At 52.0% G+C, this 23,732-nt stretch carries 19 protein-coding genes and 1 tRNA gene; 9 read left to right on the top strand and 11 right to left on the bottom strand.

Annotated features, from left to right (window positions below):
• The first annotated feature begins 1 nt into the window (after window position 1).
• A complete protein-coding gene (recG, locus tag LRM19_RS13375) occupies window positions 2-2,083 on the top strand; it encodes an ATP-dependent DNA helicase RecG (RefSeq protein ID WP_271369126.1) in 2,082 nt (693 codons plus the stop codon).
• A gap of 2 nt (window positions 2,084-2,085) precedes the next feature.
• Here recG and gltS read toward each other — a convergent pair whose 3' ends face one another.
• Window positions 2,086-3,288 (bottom strand): sodium/glutamate symporter, encoded by a 1,203-nt coding sequence (gene gltS, locus LRM19_RS13370; protein WP_127729086.1) that lies wholly within the window; start codon window positions 3,286-3,288, stop codon window positions 2,086-2,088.
• A 225-nt stretch (window positions 3,289-3,513) separates the two neighbouring features.
• Between gltS and xanP the strand changes: the two genes are divergently transcribed.
• Together xanP and LRM19_RS13360 are read left to right on the top strand one after the other, a co-directional pair.
• Window positions 3,514-4,905, top strand: a complete 1,392-nt coding sequence (xanP, locus tag LRM19_RS13365) for a xanthine/proton symporter XanP (RefSeq protein WP_023309879.1) — start codon at window positions 3,514-3,516, stop codon at window positions 4,903-4,905.
• Between the two features lie 119 nt (window positions 4,906-5,024).
• Window positions 5,025-6,728, top strand: coding sequence for an AsmA family protein (locus LRM19_RS13360; RefSeq protein ID WP_271369124.1), 1,704 nt, complete (start codon window positions 5,025-5,027; stop codon window positions 6,726-6,728).
• A 54-nt stretch (window positions 6,729-6,782) separates the two neighbouring features.
• Here the strand turns inward: LRM19_RS13360 and yicI are convergent, their stop codons facing one another.
• Both yicI and LRM19_RS13350 read right to left on the bottom strand, forming a co-directional pair.
• The gene (yicI, locus tag LRM19_RS13355; RefSeq protein WP_271369122.1) at window positions 6,783-9,101 is read right to left on the bottom strand and encodes an alpha-xylosidase; all 2,319 of its coding nucleotides are present in this window, start codon (window positions 9,099-9,101) and stop codon (window positions 6,783-6,785) included.
• A 12-nt stretch (window positions 9,102-9,113) separates the two neighbouring features.
• Window positions 9,114-10,505, bottom strand: coding sequence for a glycoside-pentoside-hexuronide family transporter (locus tag LRM19_RS13350; RefSeq protein ID WP_271369120.1), 1,392 nt, complete (start codon window positions 10,503-10,505; stop codon window positions 9,114-9,116).
• A gap of 289 nt (window positions 10,506-10,794) precedes the next feature.
• On the opposite strand from LRM19_RS13350, the gene LRM19_RS13345 reads away from it, so the two are divergent.
• Window positions 10,795-10,889, top strand: a tRNA-Sec gene (locus LRM19_RS13345).
• 48 nt (window positions 10,890-10,937) lie between these two features.
• Here LRM19_RS13345 and LRM19_RS13340 read toward each other — a convergent pair.
• Genes LRM19_RS13340 through LRM19_RS13330 form a run of 3 tightly spaced genes read right to left on the bottom strand, consistent with a single transcriptional unit; the run spans window position 10,938 to window position 15,458 of the window.
• Window positions 10,938-11,387: a hypothetical protein gene (locus LRM19_RS13340; protein WP_271369119.1), complete on the bottom strand. Its 450-nt coding sequence runs from the start codon at window positions 11,385-11,387 to the stop codon at window positions 10,938-10,940.
• Complete coding sequence (locus tag LRM19_RS13335) at window positions 11,387-15,214, bottom strand: RNA-directed DNA polymerase (RefSeq protein WP_271369117.1); 3,828 nt, start codon at window positions 15,212-15,214, stop codon at window positions 11,387-11,389. Before LRM19_RS13335 ends, LRM19_RS13340 begins: the two co-directional genes overlap by 1 nt.
• A gap of 43 nt (window positions 15,215-15,257) precedes the next feature.
• Complete coding sequence (locus LRM19_RS13330; protein WP_271369115.1) at window positions 15,258-15,458, bottom strand: toxin-antitoxin system HicB family antitoxin; 201 nt, start codon at window positions 15,456-15,458, stop codon at window positions 15,258-15,260.
• 136 nt (window positions 15,459-15,594) lie between these two features.
• Between LRM19_RS13330 and LRM19_RS13325 the strand changes: the two genes are divergently transcribed.
• Together LRM19_RS13325 and LRM19_RS13320 are read left to right on the top strand one after the other, a co-directional pair.
• Window positions 15,595-15,936: a SymE family type I addiction module toxin gene (locus LRM19_RS13325; RefSeq protein ID WP_271369113.1), complete on the top strand. Its 342-nt coding sequence runs from the start codon at window positions 15,595-15,597 to the stop codon at window positions 15,934-15,936.
• Window positions 15,937-15,995: 59 nt separating this feature from the next.
• A complete protein-coding gene (locus LRM19_RS13320) occupies window positions 15,996-17,033 on the top strand; it encodes a virulence RhuM family protein (protein ID WP_271369110.1) in 1,038 nt (345 codons plus the stop codon).
• On the opposite strand, the gene LRM19_RS13315 is transcribed toward LRM19_RS13320, so the two are convergent.
• The 5 genes from LRM19_RS13315 to LRM19_RS13295 form a co-directional block, all read right to left on the bottom strand.
• On the bottom strand, window positions 17,023-17,478 hold the full coding sequence (locus LRM19_RS13315; RefSeq protein WP_271369109.1) for an acetyltransferase: 456 nt from the start codon (window positions 17,476-17,478) through the stop codon (window positions 17,023-17,025). The genes LRM19_RS13320 and LRM19_RS13315 overlap by 11 nt on opposite strands.
• Before the next feature lie 103 nt (window positions 17,479-17,581).
• Window positions 17,582-18,580 carry a class I SAM-dependent methyltransferase gene (locus LRM19_RS13310; protein ID WP_271369108.1) on the bottom strand — a complete coding sequence of 333 codons (999 nt, stop codon included), beginning with the start codon at window positions 18,578-18,580 and terminating at the stop codon, window positions 17,582-17,584.
• An 85-nt stretch (window positions 18,581-18,665) separates the two neighbouring features.
• On the bottom strand, window positions 18,666-19,604 hold the full coding sequence (locus LRM19_RS13305) for a GlxA family transcriptional regulator (RefSeq protein ID WP_271369172.1): 939 nt from the start codon (window positions 19,602-19,604) through the stop codon (window positions 18,666-18,668).
• Window positions 19,605-19,793: 189 nt separating this feature from the next.
• Window positions 19,794-20,273: a hypothetical protein gene (locus LRM19_RS13300; protein ID WP_127729066.1), complete on the bottom strand. Its 480-nt coding sequence runs from the start codon at window positions 20,271-20,273 to the stop codon at window positions 19,794-19,796.
• 1 nt (window position 20,274) lies between these two features.
• Window positions 20,275-21,036 (bottom strand): winged helix-turn-helix domain-containing protein, encoded by a 762-nt coding sequence (locus tag LRM19_RS13295; RefSeq protein ID WP_271369106.1) that lies wholly within the window; start codon window positions 21,034-21,036, stop codon window positions 20,275-20,277.
• A 706-nt stretch (window positions 21,037-21,742) separates the two neighbouring features.
• Between LRM19_RS13295 and LRM19_RS13290 the strand changes: the two genes are divergently transcribed.
• Genes LRM19_RS13290 through LRM19_RS13280 form a run of 3 tightly spaced genes read left to right on the top strand, consistent with a single transcriptional unit; the run spans window position 21,743 to window position 23,714 of the window.
• Complete coding sequence (locus tag LRM19_RS13290; RefSeq protein WP_115876727.1) at window positions 21,743-22,345, top strand: helix-turn-helix transcriptional regulator; 603 nt, start codon at window positions 21,743-21,745, stop codon at window positions 22,343-22,345.
• Window positions 22,346-22,398: 53 nt separating this feature from the next.
• Window positions 22,399-22,983 (top strand): fimbrial protein, encoded by a 585-nt coding sequence (locus tag LRM19_RS13285; protein WP_249576480.1) that lies wholly within the window; start codon window positions 22,399-22,401, stop codon window positions 22,981-22,983.
• Window positions 22,984-23,036: 53 nt separating this feature from the next.
• Entirely contained in the window at window positions 23,037-23,714 is a 678-nt protein-coding gene (locus LRM19_RS13280; RefSeq protein WP_115876729.1) for a fimbrial biogenesis chaperone, read from the top strand.
• Window positions 23,715-23,732 lie beyond the last annotated feature (18 nt).

The raw sequence follows: 23,732 nt of genomic DNA, 5'->3' as shown, positions 1-23,732 counted from the left end.
GATGAAAGGCCGCCTGCTGGATGCCATCCCGCTTAACAGCCTGACGGGCGTGGGCGCGGCGCAAAGCAATAAGCTGGCGAAAATTGGCCTGCACACCGTGCAGGATCTCCTGCTTCACCTCCCCCTGCGTTACGAAGACCGCACCCAGCTCTATAAGATTGGCGATCTCCTTCCCGCCATTTACGCCACCGTTGAAGGCGAAGTACTGAACTGCAATATCACCTTCGGCGGACGCCGGATGATGACCTGCCAGATCAGCGACGGCACCGGCATTCTTACCATGCGTTTTTTCAACTTCAGCGCGGCGATGAAAAACAGCCTGGCGACGGGCCGCAGGGTGCTGGCCTATGGTGAAGCCAAACGCGGGAAATACGGCGCAGAGATGATCCACCCGGAGTACCGCGTGCAGGGCGATCTCAGCACGCCAGAGCTGCAGGAGACGCTCACCCCGGTTTACCCGACGACCGAAGGCATCAAGCAGGCGACGCTGCGTAAGCTCACCGATCAGGCGCTGGAGCTACTGGATACCTGCGCCATTACCGAGCTGCTGCCGCCCGAGCTGGCGCAGGGCATGATGAGCCTGCCCGAGGCGCTGCGAACCCTGCACCGTCCGCCGCCAACGCTGCAGCTCAGCGATTTAGAAAGCGGCAAACACCCCGCCCAACAGCGTCTTATCCTTGAGGAATTACTTGCGCATAACCTGAGCATGCTGGCGCTTCGTGCGGGCGCGCAGCGCTTCCACGCTCAGCCCTTAAGCCAGAATGATGCGCTCAAAGATAAGCTGCTGGCCTCTCTGCCGTTTAAACCCACCGGCGCGCAGGCGCACGTCACCGCTGAGATTGAACGCGATATGGCGCTCGACGTGCCGATGATGCGCCTGGTGCAGGGCGATGTAGGGTCCGGTAAAACGCTGGTTGCCGCGCTGGCAGCCCTGCGCGCGATTGCCCACGGTAAACAGGTCGCGCTTATGGCGCCGACCGAGCTGCTGGCTGAACAGCACGCCAACAATTTCCGCGCCTGGTTCGCGCCGCTGGGGATTGAAGTGGGCTGGCTTGCCGGGAAGCAAAAAGGCAAAGCGCGACTTGCGCAGCAGGAAGCCATCGCCAGCGGGCAGGTGCAGATGATTGTCGGCACGCACGCTATCTTCCAGGAGCAGGTGCAGTTCAACGGCCTTGCGCTGGTGATTATCGATGAACAACACCGCTTTGGCGTCCATCAGCGTCTGGCTCTGTGGGAAAAAGGCCTTCAACAGGGCTTCCACCCGCATCAGCTGATCATGACCGCCACGCCGATCCCGCGCACCCTGGCAATGACCGCCTACGCCGATCTGGATACCTCCACTATCGACGAACTGCCGCCGGGGCGGACGCCGGTGACGACGGTCGCGATTCCTGACACGCGTCGCAGCGATATTATTGACCGCGTGCGCAACGCCTGCACCCACGAAGGACGTCAGGCCTACTGGGTCTGTACGCTGATCGAGGAGTCTGAACTGCTGGAAGCGCAGGCTGCCGAAGCCACGTGGGAAGAACTCAAGCTGGCGCTGCCGGAGCTGAACGTGGGTCTGGTTCACGGACGCATGAAGCCCGCTGAAAAACAGTCGGTGATGCAGTCGTTTAAGCAGGGCGAGCTGCATTTGCTGGTCGCCACGACGGTCATTGAAGTGGGCGTGGACGTCCCGAACTCCAGCCTGATGATTATCGAAAACCCGGAGCGCCTGGGCCTCGCCCAGCTCCACCAGCTGCGCGGGCGCGTTGGCCGCGGCGCGGTAGCCTCACACTGCGTCCTGCTCTACAAAGCCCCGCTCTCGAAAACCGCCCAGATGCGGTTGCAGGTGCTGCGCGACAGCAACGACGGTTTTGTGATTGCGCAAAAAGACCTGGAGATCCGCGGCCCGGGTGAACTGCTGGGCACGCGCCAGACGGGGAACGCCGAATTCAAAGTGGCGGATTTGCTGCGCGATCAGGCTATGATCCCGGAAGTTCAGCGCCTTGCGCGCCACATTCATGAACGCTACCCCGAACAGGCGGCAGCGTTAATTGAGCGCTGGATGCCGGAAACCGAGCGGTATTCCAACGCCTGATTTCACGCAAACATCGGCAGCATCAGGTATAGCTTGATCACCAGCGCGTTGACGATATCAATAAAGAACGCCCCGACCATCGGGACCACCAGAAACGCCATGTGCGATGGCCCGAACCGTTCTGTGATCGCCTGCATGTTAGCGATAGCCGTTGGGGTTGCCCCCAGACCAAACCCGCAGTGACCCGCCGCCAGCACTGCCGCATCGTAGTTTTTGCCCATCATGCGCCAGGTGACGAACATAGCGTACAGCGCCATAAACAGGGTTTGCACTGCCAGAATCGCCACCATCGGCAGCGCCAGCGAGGCCAGCTCCCATAGCTTGAGGCTCATCAGCGCCATCGCCAGGAACAGCGACAGGCAGACGTTGCCGAGCACCGACACCGCCCTTACAAACACGCGGTAGAAGCCCATCAGCGCCAGACCGTTGCTCAGGATCACCCCGATAAACAGCACGCAAACAAACGTCGGCAGCTCAAACGCGGAGCCCGCCAGCCATTGCGCAACCACTTTGCCCACGGTCAGGCAGATGGCGATCGTCGCGATGGTTTCAATCAGCACCAGCGAGGTGATACTGCGCCCAACGTCCGGCTTTTCAAAGGCGGTAGGCACCAGTTCATCGTCCGGCCTGCCGTCCGGCGTGGTGGAGTGCTTCACAAGATAACGTGCCACCGGGCCGCCAATCAGGCCACCCAGCACCAGGCCAAAGGTGGCACAGGCCATCGCCACTTCCGTCGCGTTTTCAAAGCCGTAGCGTTCGATGAATAGCTTGCTCCACGCGGCCCCGGTTCCGTGACCGCCCGAAAGGGTAATCGACCCCGCCAGCAGCCCCATCAGCGGATCCAGCCCCAGCAGCGTCGCCATGCCGATGCCTATGGCGTTTTGCATCAGCAGCAGCCCCACCACCACAATCAGGAATACGCCGAGCACCTTACCGCCCGAGCGCAGGCTCGCCAGGTTGGCATTCAGGCCAATGGTGGCAAAGAAGGCCAGCATCAGCGGGTCTTTCAGAGACATATCAAAATCTATTTCCCAGCCCAGGCTTTTTTTCAGCACCAGCAGGGCCAGCGCTACCAGCAGGCCGCCGGCGACGGGTTCAGGAATGGTGTACTTTTTCAGAAGGGAAACGCTATGTACCAGCTTACGACCAAGCAGTAAGACCAGCGTTGCGGCAACAAGGGTCGACAACGTATCGAGATGAATCATAGAAGGCTCCTTTTTTGCGCGTGTTCCATACACACGCGGCGTTATCCTGGGCCGGTTTGCGCTCTTCATGAGCCCCCGGCGCAAAAAGTGTAATTTTTTTTCCCGATGCGTTGTAGAAAACCTGCTCACAGCGGCAGAATTTCTTGCCTTTTTTTGCTGGCAATCGTTTGCTTTTACCAGGTGGTCAGATAAAATGCCCGCTTTTCCACCGTGGGATTGCCGCCGATGTCCGTTAACACCATAGAGTCGCCTGATGCGCAACCGATTGCGCAGAAGCAAAATAGCGAACTGATTTACCGCCTTGAAGACCGCCCGCCGCTGCCGCAAACGCTTTTCGCTGCCTGCCAGCATCTTCTGGCTATGTTTGTTGCGGTGATCACTCCGGCGCTGCTGATTTGCCAGGCGCTCGGCTTACCGGCGCAGGACACGCAGCACATTATCAGCATGTCTCTTTTCGCCTCCGGCGTGGCCTCGATTATTCAAATTAAAGCGTGGGGTCCGGTGGGGTCGGGTTTGTTGTCGATTCAGGGCACCAGCTTTAACTTCGTGGCACCGCTGATCATGGGCGGTACGGCGCTGAAAACCGGCGGTGCGGATGTTCCGACCATGATGGCGGCGCTGTTCGGCACGCTGATGCTGGCCAGCTGTACGGAGATGGTGATCTCCCGCGTTCTGCATCTGGCTCGCCGCGTCATCACCCCGCTGGTTTCCGGCGTCGTCGTTATGATTATCGGCCTGTCGCTGATTCAGGTGGGCCTTACCTCCATCGGTGGCGGCTATGCCGCGATGAGCGACCATACCTTCGGCGCGCCGAAAAACCTGCTGCTGGCAGGCGTCGTGCTGGCGATCATTATTCTGCTTAACCGTCAGCGTAACCCTTACCTGCGCGTCGCCTCGCTGGTGATCGCCATGGCGGCGGGTTACCTGCTGGCCTGGGCGCTGGGCATGCTGCCGGAGAACACCGCGCCGACCAACAGCGCGCTGATCGTCGTCCCCACGCCTTTGTACTACGGTCTGGGCATTGACTGGGGTCTGCTCCTGCCGCTGATGCTGGTCTTTATGATCACCTCTCTGGAAACCATCGGCGACATCACCGCTACCTCAGACGTCTCCGAGCAGCCGGTGTCCGGCCCGCTGTACATGAAGCGACTGAAAGGCGGCGTGCTGGCGAACGGTCTGAACTCGTTTGTCTCTGCGGTATTCAACACCTTCCCGAACTCTTGCTTCGGTCAAAACAACGGCGTCATCCAGCTGACCGGCGTGGCCAGCCGCTACGTCGGTTTTGTAGTAGCGCTGATGCTGATCGTCCTCGGCCTGTTCCCGGCGGTAAGCGGCTTTGTGCAGCACATCCCTGAGCCGGTGCTGGGCGGCGCAACGCTGGTAATGTTCGGGACTATCGCAGCTTCCGGCGTGCGTATCGTTTCCCGCGAGCCGCTGAACCGCCGCGCGATCATGATTATCGCGCTGTCGCTGGCCGTTGGTCTGGGCGTTTCCCAGCAGCCGCTGATCCTGCAGTTTGCCCCTGACTGGGTGAAAAACCTGCTCTCTTCCGGCATTGCTGCGGGCGGTATCACCGCTATCGTGTTGAACCTCGTTTTCCCGCCTGAGAAAAATTGATTTCTCTCACGGCAGGCAGTCAATGCCTGCCGTGACATCGAATTACACCATTCCCGCCTTGAGGATTGCGCATAAATCGTGCATAACTCCCTTATGTGCGTTTTGCGGGATGGAAGACCATGAAATTTATTGGAAAGCTCCTCATCTATCTTCTGGTAGCCCTGCTCATTGTGCTGCTGGCGTTCTACATTTTGCTCCAGACCCGCTGGGGCGCGTCTCAGGTCAGCAGCTGGGTAACGGTGAATACCGACTACGAACTCAGTTTCGACAAGATGAATCACCGCTTTTCGTCGCCTTCCCACATCATTCTGGAAAACGTCACCTTTGGTCGGGACGGTAAACCCGCCACGCTGGTAGCCAAAAAAGTCGATATTGGCCTGAGCAGCCGTCAGATAACCGATCCGCTGCACATGGACACCATCACCCTCTTCGACGGCACGCTGAATCTCTCGCCCCAGACGGCACCGCTGCCTTTCCAGGCGGATCGCCTGCAGTTGAACAACATGGCGTTTAACAGCCCGAATACCGAATGGGATTTGAGCGCGCAGAAGGTCACGGGCGGCGTCAGCCCATGGCAGCCGGAAGCCGGCAACGTGCTGGGGCATAATGCGCAAATCCAGATGAGCGCAGGATCGCTGACCCTGAACGGCGTACCGGCCACCAACGTGCTGATCGAGGGCCAGCTTAACGGCAAGGAGGTGGTGCTGAAAACGATTGGCGCCGACATGGCTCGTGGCTCACTCACCGGCTCCGCCCTGCGCAACGCCGACGGGAGCTGGATTATCGATACGATGCGCCTGAACGAGATCCGCCTGCAGAGCGATAAAACGCTAACGGCGTTCTTCGCGCCGCTGGCCACCATTCCCTCTTTGCAGATTGGTCGTCTGGACGTGACCGACGCCCGGCTTCAGGGTCCGGACTGGGCGGTGACCGATCTCGACTTAAGCCTGCGCAACCTGACGCTAAGCAAAGGTGACTGGCAGAGCCAGGAAGGTCGTCTGTCCATGAACGCCAGCGAGTTTATCTACGGCTCGCTGCATCTTTTCGACCCGATCCTGAATGCGGAGTTTTCCCCGCAGGGCATGGCGCTGCGTCAGTTCACCTCCCGCTGGGAGGGCGGCATGGTACGCACCTCGGGCAACTGGCTACGCGACGGTAAAGCGCTGGTGCTGGACGATGTCGCCATCGCCGGACTGGAGTACACCCTGCCGCAGAACTGGAAAACATTGTGGATGGAGCCTCTGCCGGAATGGCTGAACAGCGTCACGCTGCAAAAATTCGGCCTGAGCCGTAACCTGGTGATCGACATCGATCCCGCCTTCCCCTGGCAGATCACCTCTCTGGACGGCTATGGCGCAAATCTGCAGCTGGTGAAAGATCGCCAGTGGGGCGTCTGGGGCGGCAGCGCGGCCCTGAACGGCGCGGCGGCGACCTTTAACCGCGTCGACGTACGTCGTCCGTCGCTGGCGCTGAATGCCAACGCCGCCACGGTGAATATTACCGACCTCAGCGCGTTTACCGAAAAAGGCATTCTGGAAGCCACGGCGACCGTTTCACAACTCCCGCAGCGGCAGACCACGGTAAGCCTGAACGGGCGCGGCGTACCGCTCAACGTGCTGCAGCAGTGGGGCTGGCCTGCTCTGCCGATTACGGGCGACGGCAATATTCAGCTCATCGCCAGCGGCAGCGTGCAGGCGAATGCCCCGCTGAAGCCGACGGTGAATGGGAAGCTGAGCGCGGTGAATATGGATAAACAGCAGGTGCAGCAGACGATGACGGGCGGGGTGGTTTCAACACCACCCTCACCCCAGCCCTCTCCCTGAAAGGGAGAGGAAGCAAACCATTCCCTCGCCCCTTTGGGGGGAGGGTTAGGGGAATTAAAGGTGAACCACCACCTCATCGCCCTCCGCTTTCACCACCACGCCCCACTCGCTGCCCGCGCGCGAGCCGCCCTTCACGCCGCTCACCTTCTGCACGTTGCGCAAGCACACCGACCAGTTTTGCGCGTCTCCCGCGCCGGTAAAGGTCACGATGTCGCCCCGACGTGACGCCTTCAGCGTAAACGCCACCGCGCCGTCCGCCGCAGGCACCTCGCTCACCGCCGTTGCACCGTCGTCCAGGTTAAACAGCTGGAAGGTCGTTCCCTCGTGCCACGCGTAGTCCGGCTTCTGGTTGTTGTTGCCTAGCGCCAGCAGCGTGTTGTCGCGCACGTAGACCGGCAGGCTCATGAAATCATGCTGCTGCTTATGCCAGCGGCTGCCCTGGATTTCGTCGTTGTGCCACAGGTGCGTCCAGCGTCCTTCAGGCAGGTAGAACTGCACGTCCCCCGCCTCGGAGAACACCGGCGCGACCATCACCGAATCCCCCAGCATGTACTGGCGGTCGAGGTAATCGCACGCCGGATCGTCCGGAAATTCCAGCATCATCGCGCGCAGCATCGGCGTGCCGAACTCGCGGGCCAGCGCCGCCTGACGATACAGGTACGGCATCAGCCTGCACTTCAGCTGGGTGAAGTGGCGCACCACGTCGCAGGACTCGTCATCGTATGCCCACGGCACGCGGTAGGATTTGCTGCCGTGCAGGCGGCTGTGGCTGGAGAACAGCCCGAACGCACACCAGCGCTTGTAGACGTGCGCCGAGGCCGTGTTTTCGAACCCGCCGATATCGTGGCTCCAGAACCCAAAGCCGGACAGGCCAATCGACAGCCCGCCGCGCAGGCTTTCGGCCATCGACTCATAGTTGGCGTAGCAGTCGCCGCCCCAGTGAACCGGGAACTGCTGCGCACCCACGGACGCGGAGCGTGCAAACAGCACCGCCTCTTCTTCACCCACCGTCTCTTTCAGCACGCTCCACACCAGTTCGTTGTAGATGTAGGCGTAGTGGTTGTGCATCTTCTGCGGATCGGATCCGTCAAACCACTGGACGTCGGTCGGGATACGCTCGCCAAAGTCGGTCTTGAAGCAGTCGACGCCGATATCTACCAGGTCTTTCAGCCTGTCGGCATACCACCGGCACGCGTCCGGATTGGTGAAGTCATAAATCGCCAACCCCGGCTGCCATTTGTCCCACTGCCACAGGGAGCCATCCGGGCGCCTGAGCAGGTAGCCCTTCTCTTTCAGCTCCCGGAAGATGGGGGATTTCTGGCCGATGTACGGGTTGATCCACACGCAGACCTTCAGCCCTTTCTCTTTCAGGCGGCGGATCATCCCTTCCGGATCCGGGAAGGTCACCGGGTCCCACTCGAAGTCGCACCACTGGAAGGCCTTCATCCAGAAGCAGTCGAAGTGGAACACGTGCAGCGGCAGGTCGCGCTCGGCCATGCCGTCGATAAAGCTGTTCACCGTCGCTTCGTCGTAGTTGGTGGTGAACGAGGTGGTCAGCCACAGGCCGAACGACCACGCAGGCGGCAGCGCCGGACGCCCGGTGAACTGCGTATAGCGGTTTAATACCTCTTTTGGCGTCGGGCCGTCGATCACGAAGTATTCCAGATATTCCCCTTCCACGCTGAACTGCACCCTGGAGACCTTCTCGGAGCCGACTTCAAACGAGACGTTCTCGGGATGATTCACCAGCACGCCGTAGCCGCGGTTGGTCAGGTAGAACGGGATATTTTTGTAGGACTGCTCGGTGCTGGTGCCCCCGTCGCGGTTCCAGGTTTCGACCGTCTGGCCGTTGCGCACCAGCGCGGTAAAGCGCTCGCCCAGGCCGTAGACCGTTTCGCCCACGCCCAGATCCAGACGCTCGAACACGTAATTGCGATCGGTATTGCTGTCCTGCACGTAGCCGTTGTTTTTCAGCTGGCTGCCGGTAATGCGCTGGCCGTTACGCAGGAAATCCAGCGCCCAGAACTCGCCTTTGGTGACGCGCACGCTGATACTGCCGCTTTTCAGCTCGGCAAAATCGGCGTTGTTTTCAATCTCTACCTTCACGTCTTTCAGAATGTTCAGCGGATAGTGCGGGCCGTTATTCAGCGCGCCCTGGAAATGTTCGATGCGCACCCCGATAATCCCTTCCTGTGGGGCAAACAGGCGCACCGTGAACATCAACGTGTCGAGCTGCCAGGTGCGTTCGCGCACGTCGCGCGGCGCAACAAACACCACCAGGTCGTTGCCCTGCTGCTCCACGTCGAACACCTGAACCGGATAGGTCACGTTCAGGCCCGGTTGAATAAGCCAGTTTCCATCACTGATTTTCATGCTCTCGTCCTCTTAGTTCTGTAATTCTTTGCTGACCGGCAGGTTTTCAAATTCCTGCTGATTGCGGCGCGCGCCCTGCGCCAGTTCACCCAGGATTTTGGTCAGGAAGGGGGTTTTCAGCGTGTAGTAGCGTTTGGCGATAATGGCGCTCAGCACGTAGCAGACAGCCGGGGCCAGGGTAAACAGGCCGATAATGATGCTGATGGTCGCGCTGTTCTGAGTTTTGGCCGTCGCGTCGTAGCCGCCGCCTGCCAGCATCCAGCCGATCATTGCCCCGCCCAGCGCCAGGCCGAGCTTCAGCACGAACAGCGTGCCCGCAAAGCTGATGCCGGTCAGGCGCTTGCCGTTGGTCCATTCGCCGTAGTCGACGGTATCGGACATCATCACCCACTGGATCGGCGTCACCAGCTGGTGCAGCACGCCGATGACGAAGATAAAGGCGAACATCAGCACCGTGGAGTGCATCGGGACGAAGAACATCGCCACGCTGACCACCGCCAGCGCGGCGTTGGTCCACCAGAAGATGCTGACCTTGCACTTCCAGTCGGTGAGCGGTTTCGCCAGCGCGGAGCCAATGAGGTTGCCGACGCAGTAGGTGGTGAGGAAGGCGACGAACACCTCCGGCGAGCCCATGATCCAGGTGCAGTAGTACATCATCGCGCCGCCGCGCACGCAGACGGCGAGGATGTTGAGGATGGTGAGCACCCCGACGATGCGCCACTGGTCGTTGTGCCAGATGTCGCTCAGGTCTTCCCGCATGGAGGTGGTGCTCGGCGGCACCTGGATGCGCTCTTTGGTGGTGAAGAAGCAGAATGCCAGCATCAGGAACGCGACCACAGACAGCACGGCGATCCCGCCCTGGAAGCCGAACGCCTTATCGTCGCCGCCAATCAGGTTCACCAGCGGCATCATCAGCACCGTGGAGAGCATGCCGCCCGCGGTCGCCAGCACAAAGCGCCAGGACTGAAGGGAGATACGCTGCGTCGGGTCGTTGGTGATCACGCCGCCCAGCGCGCAGTACGGGATGTTCACTACGGTATAGAGCAGGGTCAGCAGGGTGTAGGTAACGGCGGCGTAAACCATTTTGCCGTTGAGGCTGAGGTCCGGCGTGGTGTAGGCCAGCACGCAGACGATGCCGAACGGGATCGCGCCGAACAAAATCCACGGGCGGAACTTGCCCCAGCGGCTGCGGGTGCGGTCGGCAATCAGCCCCATGCACGGGTCGGAGATCGCATCCAGCGCGCGCGCCAGCAGGAACATGGTGCCGACAAACCCGGCAGGAATGCCGAAAATATCGGTGTAGAAAAACATCATGTACAACATGACGTTATCAAAAATGATGTGGCTGGCGGCGTCTCCCATGCCGTAGCCAATCTTCTCTTTTACTGACAATACTTCGCTCATCTTTTTTTATCCTTCACGCTGTAGGGGGCGCTGAGACCGGTTACAGAGTTTTAAACCATTGTTTCAGGAGCGGGTATTGCGTTTTCTGGTTAGGAGATTACGTTTCTTGTTTTTTGTGATCGCGATAAATGTTGGAGAGCACAAAAGGCTAACCTGAGGATTTTCTTAGGAATTAGCTGAAACAGGGGGGTACAGGTCAAAAGAGAAGTGAAAAAAGTGTGTCGGGGTATGTGGTAAATGCCTGAAAGTAGCTATAATGCGCCCCGCCTCCATGTAGCAATCGAGGCGCGGAAGATCGTCATCTCCGGTGAGGTGGCTGGACTTCAAATCCAGTTGGGGACGCCAGCGTTCCCGGGCAGGTTCGACTCCTGTGATCTTCCGCCAAAGCTTCTGAAAACATTATACCAGATAAAAATATATCATTTTATTTAGTCAAATTACTTTATTTATAATTTCCTGCAAATCATTACTCCATTCCTTTCTTCTCACCGACTTAGATTTCTTCAAAAACCATGAATGTTTTGATAATTGCGACTCTAAAGCGATTTTCCACTCTTTATTATTTTTCTCAACAGAAAGTATTTGCTCAAAACAAAAAAGCATTTTCGACACAAACCAAGGGTATTTGTCAAAAGCAGAGCAATTATTTGTTATATATTGCTCATATCCATAAGAATATTCAGGGAAATCGAAACTTAATTTTAAGTATTCGTTATAAGCAGTTAGAGCAGTGGCTCTTCTCGCTTCCATTTTATTAATTTTTATTTGAATCACTGTAAATAATAAAGCAATTACAGCGACGACGGCAACTATGATATCCGCTCTTTTATTCCAAAAATCAAAAGTCAAATAATAGCCAATATCATTACTGAAGCAAATCATTATTTCTCTCCTGCTGGTTTAGTTTTAACTATTTTTTTAGACTTCATAATAATATAATCATCTCTAAAATCAAACATATTCATTTCAAAGAAAGAAAGTGACACCTGATTAACTCCATGCACATGAGTTATCAATCTATCATAAGATTCTTTGTATGGCGCTTTTGCAACTGAGCCACCAAACTCACCGCTATTAACCAAAACAACATGTTGATACATATGATAAAATAATGCGTTTACCATGTTATCAAAAGTTGAAACATCTTTATTCATCGCAGATATTATATAGGCATTTGATTTGTCTTTTAGGTCGGCATTTAATTTTATATCAGTTGCATCGTAACAGATTGAACCTGTTAATCGGAATCCTTCGCTATCTGGAAAGAGCGGATGAATCAATTCAATGAAAAGTTGATATGGTCTCCAAGGAGTAATGAACCCTTTTTCACTTTCAGTCATATTCCATTTACCTTGATATCTTTTTATAAAACGCCGGCCTGATCCTGATTTATTCGGTATTAACCATAGAGCTGCATTGTTTAATTCTTTAGCATTTGTAATTTTGTCGAAAACCATGCCGGAAAACACCATTGCACCAGTTTTATCACACAAGCGCTGTAAAATATCGACATCATCTTTAGATATGGACAACTCAGGCCATATTATAAGATCAACTTTGCCTTTCAGTTTAGGGTAGTCATTTTTGCTATCCATCGCGGCAATATTGTGTAGTATTAATTCTGATACTGCTGCAATATGGCGACGATGTTTAGAACGATACCTAATATCATTGAGCTCAAGTCCATATAGTTCAAAGTCTTCGACTTTTGGCAATAAAGACTGAACCATAATAATAGACAAATCCTTTTTGTCATTAGACCAATCCAAGTTAACCTTTTCAATATAAGATGGTATGTTAGCCAAATGACAATAATTTTTTCTTTGTTCGATAATTCTGTTATGAACAAGGCTTCTTACATTACTAAAGGCCAATTCTTTCTCTAGATTCAGATCATCATTTTTGATATCAAGCCCCGGCCATTGTAAAAGGTTAAAAATTAATGATGATAACCATCCTGTAATACAGGATTTATACCCACCAAATATTTCTGGGGTGTTTATCATACCAACTTGTTTTTTTAATAAATTGGTAGTAATACCTTTATATGAATTATTTTTTTTATCAAATTTCGGTGTATAACTCCAATCTAATCGACCTAACAAGCAGCTCCTAATAAACATGCCTAAAAAATATAATGGCCTATGAGTTTTAGTTACCCATTTCGGAGGTTGATGCAAATCAAATCCATTCCCTCTATAAAAAGCAAGGTTTAGATTAAGGGTGCAAGAATCGTCAAGCTTCAATAGCCCATCCCAATTAGAACATGTTATACCACATCGTGATATATCAATTGGGTATTTTAATTCGGAATTATCTAGTGATTTAAAGACTGTTTCTATTAATTTGAGTGTTGCATTTTCATGCATGAATGGATTAGATTCTGAACGAAGTACAGACAGCAAAGAAATTTCAGTATTATTATATATATTTAGACTACCTTTAAATCCTATATTTGATTCCAAAGATAAATACTTACTAATATCTTTTATTTTATGGATCCATTTAAGCTTTTGTTTCTTAGCAGCTAAGTATATTCTCTCAAATAAATCATAATCTTCAATTAAAATCGATTTACATAAATTCTCAATTGAACTTTCAGATACTACTGCAGATAAATGCTTTCTCTGTCCCTTCTTATTATTAAGATCTTCAAAAAAACAATTTACTGACCTTGTAACTTTATCTGGATCTTTAGAAAATTGGTTTGCTAATATTATAGCTGTAAGATAGTCATACCCAGTTAATTTTTCATTAATATTTCTAAACCCATTTATAAGTTGCGTAATGAGATCAAATAGTTCGTTTCCTGCTTCTATTTTTAAAGGTGAGTCATTAATAACTAAACAATAAAATAATATTTGCTCTTGCAAATGAGCACTTAATTTTCTTCTTTCTTTAAACAAAGACAATGCAAAGTTTGATAAAATATCAAAATATCCATTTATATCCGAATGTGCAGGAAATGCCCATTTGTTTTTACTATGAATTTCTGTTGCAGAATGTCTTAATATTTCGCACAAGCAATATTCAGCAAGTAAAACAAGATCTTTTGAATTTTCCAAACTCATTAATTCGCTGATGTTTTTTAAGATTGGATTCAATAAGCTTGAATGTGGAAACATTTCTAAACTTTTCTTTAATAACAAAACAAGTGAAGGATCACTACTCCACTTTGCTAAGAGTTTCCTAGCCATTCTTTCTTGCAAATAATCCCATGATCCTGGGATTGGGTCACCATTAAAATTAACTTCCTGCGCAATCAAATGTCTTTTTTGTGAGAGCAATGTATGTATTTTATTGGCGCTAAATCGTAATAACGAGTCTTTTCTAAGATCAATGAATGTTCTATCAATTTGTTCAAGAGAATTTAGTTTATCATTTTCCTTATCATTGACTTCAAATATGAGATTATCTGATAACTCAACCAAACCTTCCAGATGACCAAGCTGCTCGTCAAGCTCGCTCATTGTCAGCGGGCCGCTTACTTTATCTTGTATATCAGATAATTTTGTAGAAATAGCATCGACTTTATGCTTAAAGATCTTGATTTTGGTTTTCTTTGGTTGAAAGTGCAATGATAAGTCATGTGTGATAGCACTTAATTTACTATTCACCACTTCCAAAATTTCACTGTCGTCCTTAAATACCTTTTTAGTCTTTATTATCAATCTTAAATCATCGACATATCTACAAGCATCGATCAAAACAATGTTATTGTCCTCGTCTAAACCTTTATTTATCAAACCTGATATAAATGAATCAAAATCCAACATATATATATTTGCAAAAAAACCTCCAGCAACTAATCCTTGTGGAATGCCTTTACCTTTTCTCAATTGTGGTACAATTGCATTTGAACAGGTTTTTTTATATAAATTTTTTGAACTTGAATCCCATTGCCAATCTTTAAATTGTTCTAGAATATGATTAATAGTTGGATCTATTGTTTTTCCTGAAGTTATATTTTTAATTATCCTTTTAATTTTGCTAATTAGTTTTACTCTATTAATTGAGTCGTAAAATTTTGAAAAGTCGAGTTGAATTTCATAAATTTGTTCATCATCTTTTTTTAAACCAACTGCTTTTTTTCCAAAAAATTTTGGTCGATTTAAAAAACGTTGATAATCCCTAAAAAACTTACTATAAACATTGCTATTACCCCAAGAGTATTTGGCAATTGAATCTTCATAAGAGCAATGGAGTCTATTACCGTAATTAACCAAATTTGACTTATGCACCTTCTCATAACTTAGTGAAGGATCACCCTGCAAAGTTTCAACTTCATTTGCTATCAGCATCATTAAAGCAGTGTATAATGTTTGGTCGTCAATTGAAACCTGAGCTAGCGGTCGGAGTGGTTGTGTTATCTCAGATGAATCACCTTTCTGAATAAATTCCTCTGGTCTCCATTTATTGCTTTCGATTGGAAAATTTGGATCGTTATAGAATATCCATTTGCTCGACTTAGGTGCAGGAATCAGCCTCAACTCTTTAGGGGTGTAATTTTTATTTAAAAGTTGTTTTTTTAAATGGCTAATTCTTTTTTTTAATTCAACTGAAGATCTATCCAAATCTAAATAGTCAACATACCAACTAATACTCCTAATATACTGTTGGGATTTTTTCCATGCATTAACCAGGATGACATCGTCAGTTATAAAAACGTCATTAGGTAGAATATTTTGATATTTTTCATCTATTAGCATATTTATTCTTATTTAACAGTTAGGCTTAATTAAACATACCATTTTAATAGTTATGATGTTTGGTTTTAGCTCGCTGGGCATCAAGTTCCTTTCTTCCAAGGGTCTTGAGCCAATTACCTAAACTCATCCCTTCAGCTTTAGCTGCGGCCTCGAACTGCTCTTTTAACTCAGGAGTAATCCGCATTTGAAAAGTCGGTGCTTTTCCGGTTTTTGACTGATTTGGGTCACGTTTAACAGTTGACATGTACGTACCTACAAGAGCAAGATATCTTCACTGAGGTACGTACCTTAACATACAAAAACCTCAAATTGAAACGCCCTCGCAAGGTACTCGCAATACCGGACGAGAGCTAACCTCACCAACTATCAAGGAGTTGATTATGGCTGATTCGCATTCTACCCCAGACTCCGACCAATCCGGAACCGAGCGTTCGTTAATTGTGGGATACCGCCCGAATTTTTTCGACAAATCCACGCCGAAAATCATCCTTTCCGGCAAGTGGCTACGCGCGGCGGGTTTTGATACCGGGCAGCAGGTCACGGTAAAGGTGATGAAGGGATGCATCGTTCTGGTGGCGTATAACGAGCTGGAGCAGAGGTTGCAGGATGATTATAAACGGACGAAAGCAAAGCTTATTGAGATAGAGAACGCGCTTGCGGCGATTCAAACTCCACGTCCTGGAAAGCGCCTCGCAAAATCAAATACAAACCACCTGGCTTAGCGGCTGTTTCTGGCATACTACACGCTGGTAAGGTTAATCACTCGAAAGAGGGAGGCGACATGGCAGATCAAAACGTAATCCACTCTCCGGCTAGCGAATTTATTATGTTTGCCAGCGATGATGGAACCGTTCGCATCACATGTCGCTTTGAACATGAAACGCTCTGGCTGTCGCAAGCAGCCATAGCGGCGCTTTATCAGGTCACTCCTCAAGCCATTACTCAGCATATTAAAGCGATTTACGAAGAGGGTGAGCTTGAACAAAAAGCAACTTGTAAGGCTTACTTACAAGTTCAGCAAGAAGGTCAGCGCAAGGTTAATCGCAACACGCTTCACTATAGCCTGCCCGTCATTCTCGCCATCGGCTATCGCGTCCGCTCCACGCGTGGGACACAGTTCCGCCAGTGGGCCACCCAAACGCTGCAGGAATATCTGGTAAAAGGCTTCGTTATGGATGACGAGCGCCTGAAAAACCCGCCTGTCGGATCATCCGCCGTACCTGACTATTTTGATGAAATGCTGGAACGCATTCGCGATATACGGGCCAGCGAACGCCGGCTCTATCTCCGCGTGAGGGAGATTTTTGCATTAGCCGCTGACTATCAGCCGTCGCTCAAAGAAACCACGCAATTCTTCCAGACCATCCAGAATAAACTGCATTTTGCCTGCACGGGCCACACCGCTGCAGAGTTGATTCACCAGCGTGCGGACGCCACTCAACCGCATATGGAGCTGACAAGCTATAAAGGCGAAGAAGTCCGTAAAAGCGATGTCACCACTGCAAAAAATTATCTGTCTCAGGATGAGGTGAGCGAACTTAATCGCGTCGTTAATATGTGGCTCGATTTTGCCGAAGATCAGGCCAAACGCCGGAAGCAGGTATTTTTACGAGACTGGCAAACCAAGCTCGATCAGTTTCTGCAATTTAACGACCGGGACGTTTTAGAAGGAGCAGGAAAGGTCAGCAAGAAAGCGGCTGATGAAAAGGCGTGCTCAGAATTCATTGAGTTTGAAAAAAAGCAGCGCCTGCTGAAAGAAGCCGAAGGTGAGAAAGATATCGTCGGCTTATTAAGATGGGATAAGCAGGCTAAGCGCTAATCCCGGTATTCCTGCTCAGCTTCATATGCAGCAACGGAAACGGATTCCCCTGCCCGTCCAGTTCCGAGCGTCCGACCTGCTCAAATCCCATATGGCGATAAAACGCGACGCCCTGCGGATTCTGCTCATTCACATCCACCTCGTTTACGCCAAACTCGGCGATGGCGTATTTCAGCAGCAATTTCCCGACGCCCTTCCCGCGGCTCGCGTCGTCAACAAACAGCATTTCAATGCGGTTTTCATCCACGCCTAAAAAGCCGTGAATAACGCCTGTTTCATCACGGGCAATGAAAACGTTGAGGTTAGGCAGATAGGCGTTAAGCAATAACGGACGCAGCGCCGCAATATCGCTTTCCTGTAAAAAGTGATGGGTGGCGCGGACGGAGGATTCCCAGATCGCGACCAGACGTTCGAAGTGTGTGGGGAGTGCGGTTTCAATTTTCATGGGGCGGATCATGTGCGGTTTAGGACGTTAATTCAAGTAACTCCGTGCGCCCTGTTCCCCCCTCACCCTAACCTTCTCCCTCAGGGAGAGGGAAAAGATCGCGCTAACCCCTAATCTCCATCACCGCATACACCCCGTCCTTCGGCACGATCACGGTGACGTTTTCCACCGGCACGCCCGCCGCGAGGTGAATATCCTGCAGCTGCTGCAGCGTCCTCGGGTGAATATCCTCCCAGCCGATACCGCGCAGCACAAAGTCAATGTGCGGGCTGCTGGTGAGCATGTTCGACACAATCACCGCCCCGCCGGGCTTGACCAGCCGCAGCGCGCGCTGGAGGAAAGTCACCGCATCGACGTCGTTGAAGTATTCAAATATCCCCAGCGCGTCGACCAGTTCGGCCTGATGCTCGCCCAGCTCCAGCAGCAGGTCCTCGTTACGCACCAGCGTATGGAGCAGGTTGCGCCTGAGCAGCGTCAGCTGTTCGCCCACCACAATGCCTTCCTGCGCCGCCATGGTTTCCGCCCAGCTCAGCGCCACCGGGTCTTTGTCCACCAGCGTGAGATAGACCTGCTGGCCATCAAGCTTTGCTTCACGCAGCGCCTCCAGCACCGGGATGGCGGCGCCGCTCGCGAGGCTGACCCAGTTGTTCTCGCTCTCATTGTGAATGTACTTATCCACCAGCGCGGCCAGCACCCGGGCGCGGGAACGCACGCCAACCGCATCGTTAGCGTGGATAAACCACTGGCGGCTGTCGCTGTCCATTTTCGCGCCGTCGGGCAGGCGGTCCTCCAGCGGGTTTTGCACCACAAACAGCGCCAGCGCGGAGGGGACCAGCCGGGTGCGCCACGCGGTGAGCGCCGGGCGGTTGCGGAAGGCCTGTTCGGAATAGCGGTTCTGGGTGACAAGCACGGCCAGCCCCCCTTCGTCGTATTCTACCTTCGGAGGCCGGAGCGCTGGCTCGGCTTTCAGGGCGCGGTCAAGGGAGGCGATCTCACGGGCAGCGTCGTCTTTCAGCGGCCACTGGTCGCTGACGTCGGGAAATGACGCGCTGAAAATCGTCATATTTTCCGGCGCATCGCCGCGAAAAGGCTGCCAGTTCATGTCGTCTTCCCTCCGTTAGGCTTTTAACGGAAGTCTATCCAGGCGAGCCAGTAAAACCCTACGAAGAAAGCACGAAATAGGTGCATCAGTTCTGCGACATGCGCCATACCCCCGGCGTGCAGCCGTACTCGCTCTGAAAATGACGAATAAAGTGGGCGCAGTCGCTAAACCGCATCCGTCGCGCGATATCCGTAACGCTTTGCTGAGAGTTTTTCAGCAGCCAGCAGGCATAGCGCAGCCTGGCGCTGCGAATAAACTCCCGCGCCGTTTTGCCAAACTCGGCGTGAAACAGGCGATTAAGCTGACGTTCGCTCAGCTTAACGTCCTGCGCGAGCCTGGCGGCGTTCAGCGGGTGAGTCAGATACTGTTCGACGATCGTCACCGCCCTGCGCAGCCGCGAATCAGGGATCATGGCGATATTCGCGGGCCGCGGCGTGGCGGCATCATGCGGAGGAAGGGACAGCCGCTGGGAGGTGGTGGCCGCAATGTCGTCTCCCCCGTGGGCGCGGATCAGCGCCGTTATCAGGGTGAGCGTTGAGATCCCCCCCGGGCAGGTCAGCACATCGCCTTCGTCGATAAAATCGAGGCTTTGCTCAGCATAAACCTGCGGAAAACGTTGCGTGAAAACGTCATGGTGATGCGGATGAATCGAGGCGCGGCGCTCGTTCAGTAAGCCTTCCTCCGCCAGAATAAAGCTGCCGGTACCAATACCAATCAGGGGAACGTTGTTGTGATGAGCATCCGTGAGAAACGCTCTGTCGCCACGGTGTCCCAGGTGAAGATGAGCAAGACTTCCGCCGATCGCCGCAATATAGTCGAAGTCGCCGGGCGGCGCATGGGCGGCCTCGGGCCGCACGCTGAGCCCTGAGCTGCTCACTACCGGTAAGTCGGGGTAAGTGCTTATCAGGCTGAGTTTAAAGCGTATTTTCTGGCTACGCTTCTGGACGCTGGAAGCAATACGTAACGCCTCTATCAATCCTGAATATGCGAAAAGCGAGAAATGAGGCCACAGGAGTAACCCCATATGCAGGGATTTTTTCCGCGCAGGCGTCATTCTGACGCTATCATCAATTATATTTTTCATTAACTTGCCGAAGAATAATTACATTATCGCAACATTGTTGTTGCTGTTATATTTTCCTAAGATAGGTCCTGGCTGTTAAATCAAACATAAATGATGGTTGCAAAAACTTAAAAACATTTCTCCCTGTCGCTATCCGTTTTTTGACGTGTGGCACACATAGGTCGGCAGCGTTCCCAGAATAAATAAATAATTCTCATTCTGCTGTTTCTTAATACGCATATAAATATTCTTATTCGGATAGATAAAAAATAAGGGCTCGTACTTCTCCAGCCAGCTGTCGCTGATGTTGTCGTCCGGAAATTTCATATTGCGTATGGACGTCAGATTATAGACGCTGTCTTTGCGCTCAATCTGAAAGAAAACTTTGCGATTCAGGGTCTTCGTAGGATCGCTTTTCAACCGGCCATTCATGCTGAGTATTCCGCTGTTACCCTCCACGGTGTAATTCAGCCACAGAGAGAGCGTCTCATCACGGTGATGCTGAATAAAGTTCGCCTGGCAGGAAAAGGGCTTGATGTAATGGCGATGCAAGAGGTAATACGTCGCCACGACAGCCCCTATCAGCAGGCACAGGCAGAGCACAACAAGCGTTTGACGGTAGCGAACCATACTAGCGATCCTCTATAAAATAATCGGACATACAGCGGTTGGGTTCCGTCATCGGTCTGTCACAGCGAATGACCGATGCACGGGGCAGCAGGATGTAACCGCTGACGTACACCCAGGGATAGTTCGCGCACTGGTCCTTAAACGGGGCGGCATAGGCCAGGGCTTTATCCCTGTCGCGCTGCGTTTCAATATCGCGAGAAAAATAGAGCTGACACTCGCCCATCTTCATCGCGAAGCGGTACCCGTCTACGAAATAGCTGTCATGCAGCAGGTTATGGCTGATAACGCTCACGCCAGCCAGCATCAGCAATAGCCCCAGCGCGCCCGACAGCCAGAAGCGGTTTCTTGAGACCGTCGGGGCGACGGTCTCTTCGTAGACATCCGGAGCAGCACATTCTTCCTCTTCAGCCTGCGGCTGCATCTCTTTAATAGTGATTTGCGTATCGCTTGCGAGCGTCAGCCCTATGCGCGGGATAGTGACAATTGGATCGGTTTCGAAACCCACCTTCTTCAGACCTTTGCGCAGAATAGAAATGTTCTGGTAATAGGTATTAGGCGAAACCAGCATCCCCCGGCGCTGCCAGACAATATCCATGCACTCCTGTTGAGTCACAATACTTCCGACTCTTTCTATTAATAACAACAAACAGCGGCCCGCCGGGGAATTTAATACCACCACCCGGTCAGGATTGTTGAGATCGCGTAATGTGCTGGCGGCTGGGTGAAACTCTACCAGGCCATTAATAATGTAATGCTTATGCATAGAATAGGCTAAATACCTCCGGTCAACGCCTGTTGCTCCAGTAGATTCCCTTCACGGTTAACCTGCGTATCCCTCGCCTGTGTAAGGCTTAATGTGACGGATAATTGCGCAACTGTATATCCTGGCACCTGGCGAAAAATCTTATTTTTCCTTTCTCTTTATCTGACCGGTCTGAAGTTTTCTTAACCGCCATTTAAAGCCGTCTTGACACTGACAAAACTCGACAAAGGCGCCCGTTGAACGCTTTAGCCATTGTTGTCTGAATTATTCAGCGTGCTTAATTTGTTTTTTTGATAAAAAGCAGAGGGGACGCTCTCTGCCAGCGGGTTTCGAAATTACAACCAGTTCGAAAGCTGTCGTCTTAATTAACAATTTCGCCACGAAACTGTTAGCTACCGTCAGTAACTACCCTCATCACATGACGTCAGCAGACTATTTCCTTACAAAACATTTATTAAAGCTAACTTTTCAATAAAAACTACCGGTATGATTATTTACAGGCAGATAAGCAAAAGCCGGTTTAGCGAGGAGAAATTGATGCCACACCTAAACTGTACTTAAAACAAATTAAGATTAATTCAGGTTACCTATTTAACGCCCTGAGTATAGTGGGCTCACACCGTGCAATGCTTAATTGCTTCGAAAATACAGGCATCGCTCTGCCCGACAGAGGAGTCTCATTACAATTATAAATCGAGGGAATGACATGGCGAATAAACTCAACAACACACGTCATTTAAATATCGCGCTATTGGGTGGAGATCACTTTGCGCGTCAGGGGATCGCCGCGTTATTAAAAAATATCACCCCGACCATGCAGATAACAGCATCGATCGATAATTATGCGGAGATCGAAACAATACTCGCGGCCGCACCGGTAGACTTAATTTTTTTATCCGGTACGGAGAAATATCACGCGGGATATGATTGCCTGAAATATATCAGGAAGATGAAAGTCCTCTATCCCGACGTACTTATTTGCATGTATTCCGCACCGGCAAATTCCTGGCTGTGGATACGCGGTGAAATAGACGCCTATATCTCGCTACAGGACCCGCTTTATCACTGGCGAGCCAGCGTATTAAAAATGGTCGATAGCCGTTATCGCCCAATAAAAAAACCCACGGCGTTATCGCTGACGCCGGGTGAATGGAGGGTATTGAAGGAACTACGAAAGGGTCTGGATATGCGTTACATCGCCGAAACAGAGCAGCTTTCTTACCGTCGTGTCAGCGCGTTAAAAAGCTCAGCGATAAGAAAACTAGGGCTCAGGAACAAGACAGATTTGCTGGTCTTTTTAACCAGTTAGACCTGCTGCTTTCAGAGCAAATCTCGACATAACACCATAATGGAATCAGGACAATGAAAGCTCAATTCAATAATAAAACGCTGCTTGCGATCGCTATTGCGGCAGTACTGCCAGTGGGCTCGGCGCTGGCTGCCGGCACCAGCGGCGGCACGGTGAACTTTAGCGGCAAAGTGGTGACCTCCGCCTGCGCCATCAGCGCAGGAAGCGCCAACATTGACGTGGATATGGGTGAAGTGCGGACCGCAACGCTGAAGACGGCAGGCAGTGAAGCCAGCACGGCAAAAGCGTTTGCCATCACCCTGGAAGATTGTGAAATCGCCGATACCTCAGCCTCAACGGCAGAGAACCCGATTGCTGCGACCACAGTGGCCGTCACCTTCACCGGTACGCCGGACGGTTCCGATGTCAATAGCTTGTCCGTCGGTGCAAACGGCAGCGCCAACTCTGCGCAAAACGTGGCTATTCGCCTTTATGACGAGCAAGGCAACGTGGTGAAGCTGGGTGAACCGGCATCGGCCATCCCTCTGCGTAAGGGTGCCAACACACTGAACTTCAGCGCGAAATATTACTCGCCGAAGGGCGGCGCCACCGCGGGCGATGCCAGCGCCGTCGCGACTTACACCGTGACCTATTCGTAATCTTCAGGCCCGGTCTGCGAGCCGGGCCTGTCTTAGCTTTCAGGAGAAACACTATGCGCGTAAATACATGGATTTGCCTGGCGGGCGCGTTATGTTCATCCGCCGTCTATGCCGGTGGCGTGGGATTGGGCGCAACGCGAATGGTCTACTCCAGCGCCACCAGCCAGGCCATGATGCAGGTGAGAAACACCCATCCCGAGGCCACGTTCCTCATCCAGTCCTGGATGGAGAATGAGAAAGGCGAACGCACCAACGACTTCGTGATCACGCCACCGCTGTACGTCATGAAACCGGCCAGCGAAAGCGCGGTAAAAATCATGTTTAACGGCAAAGCCCTGCCAGAGGATCGGGAGACGCTCTACTGGATGACCGTCAAAGCCATCCCCCAGCAGGCTAAAAGCGGCTCCGGGAACACGCTGCAGTTTGCGTCGGCTAACCGCATCAAGGTCTTTTATCGCCCAGAAGGACTCAGTGAGAGCCCGGCAGAGGCATGGAAAAAACTGGCCGGTGTCTACCGTGCCGGAAAGGTTACGCTCAGCAACCCCACGCCGTACTACCTCACCACCATCAACGTGAAAATTGACGGCATGCCGGTGCAGCCGGTGATGGTGCCCCCGAAAGGCAGCGTGACGCTGGCCGAAACCTTCAGCCATGCGGGCAGCATGAGCTATCAGACCATTAACGATTACGGGGCATGGACTCCCGCCACGCGCGCGTCGTTATCCCAATAAAAAAAGTAAGGCGTGACC

It is taken from the genome of Enterobacter sp. PI-10 (genome assembly GCF_027947695.1).
Lineage (GTDB): Bacteria > Pseudomonadota > Gammaproteobacteria > Enterobacterales > Enterobacteriaceae > Enterobacter > Enterobacter vonholyi.
This window is presented reverse-complemented; position numbering and strand designations above follow the sequence as displayed.

Coding starts and splice junctions, on each gene's coding strand:
- LRM19_RS13300 (WP_127729066.1), bottom strand. CDS start 20,273: ATGGTTCGCTACCGTCAAACGCTTGTTGTGCTCTGCCTGTGCCTGCTG.
- LRM19_RS13360 (WP_271369124.1), top strand. CDS start 5,025: ATGAAATTTATTGGAAAGCTCCTCATCTATCTTCTGGTAGCCCTGCTC.
- LRM19_RS13310 (WP_271369108.1), bottom strand. CDS start 18,580: ATGAACTGGCAGCCTTTTCGCGGCGATGCGCCGGAAAATATGACGATT.
- recG (WP_271369126.1), top strand. CDS start 2: ATGAAAGGCCGCCTGCTGGATGCCATCCCGCTTAACAGCCTGACGGGC.
- LRM19_RS13290 (WP_115876727.1), top strand. CDS start 21,743: ATGGCGAATAAACTCAACAACACACGTCATTTAAATATCGCGCTATTG.
- LRM19_RS13315 (WP_271369109.1), bottom strand. CDS start 17,478: ATGAAAATTGAAACCGCACTCCCCACACACTTCGAACGTCTGGTCGCG.
- LRM19_RS13305 (WP_271369172.1), bottom strand. CDS start 19,604: ATGGGGTTACTCCTGTGGCCTCATTTCTCGCTTTTCGCATATTCAGGA.
- xanP (WP_023309879.1), top strand. CDS start 3,514: ATGTCCGTTAACACCATAGAGTCGCCTGATGCGCAACCGATTGCGCAG.
- LRM19_RS13285 (WP_249576480.1), top strand. CDS start 22,399: ATGAAAGCTCAATTCAATAATAAAACGCTGCTTGCGATCGCTATTGCG.
- LRM19_RS13335 (WP_271369117.1), bottom strand. CDS start 15,214: ATGCTAATAGATGAAAAATATCAAAATATTCTACCTAATGACGTTTTT.
- yicI (WP_271369122.1), bottom strand. CDS start 9,101: ATGAAAATCAGTGATGGAAACTGGCTTATTCAACCGGGCCTGAACGTG.
- LRM19_RS13340 (WP_271369119.1), bottom strand. CDS start 11,387: ATGATTTGCTTCAGTAATGATATTGGCTATTATTTGACTTTTGATTTT.
- LRM19_RS13280 (WP_115876729.1), top strand. CDS start 23,037: ATGCGCGTAAATACATGGATTTGCCTGGCGGGCGCGTTATGTTCATCC.
- LRM19_RS13295 (WP_271369106.1), bottom strand. CDS start 21,036: ATGCATAAGCATTACATTATTAATGGCCTGGTAGAGTTTCACCCAGCC.
- LRM19_RS13320 (WP_271369110.1), top strand. CDS start 15,996: ATGGCAGATCAAAACGTAATCCACTCTCCGGCTAGCGAATTTATTATG.
- LRM19_RS13330 (WP_271369115.1), bottom strand. CDS start 15,458: ATGTCAACTGTTAAACGTGACCCAAATCAGTCAAAAACCGGAAAAGCA.
- LRM19_RS13325 (WP_271369113.1), top strand. CDS start 15,595: ATGGCTGATTCGCATTCTACCCCAGACTCCGACCAATCCGGAACCGAG.
- gltS (WP_127729086.1), bottom strand. CDS start 3,288: ATGATTCATCTCGATACGTTGTCGACCCTTGTTGCCGCAACGCTGGTC.
- LRM19_RS13350 (WP_271369120.1), bottom strand. CDS start 10,505: ATGAGCGAAGTATTGTCAGTAAAAGAGAAGATTGGCTACGGCATGGGA.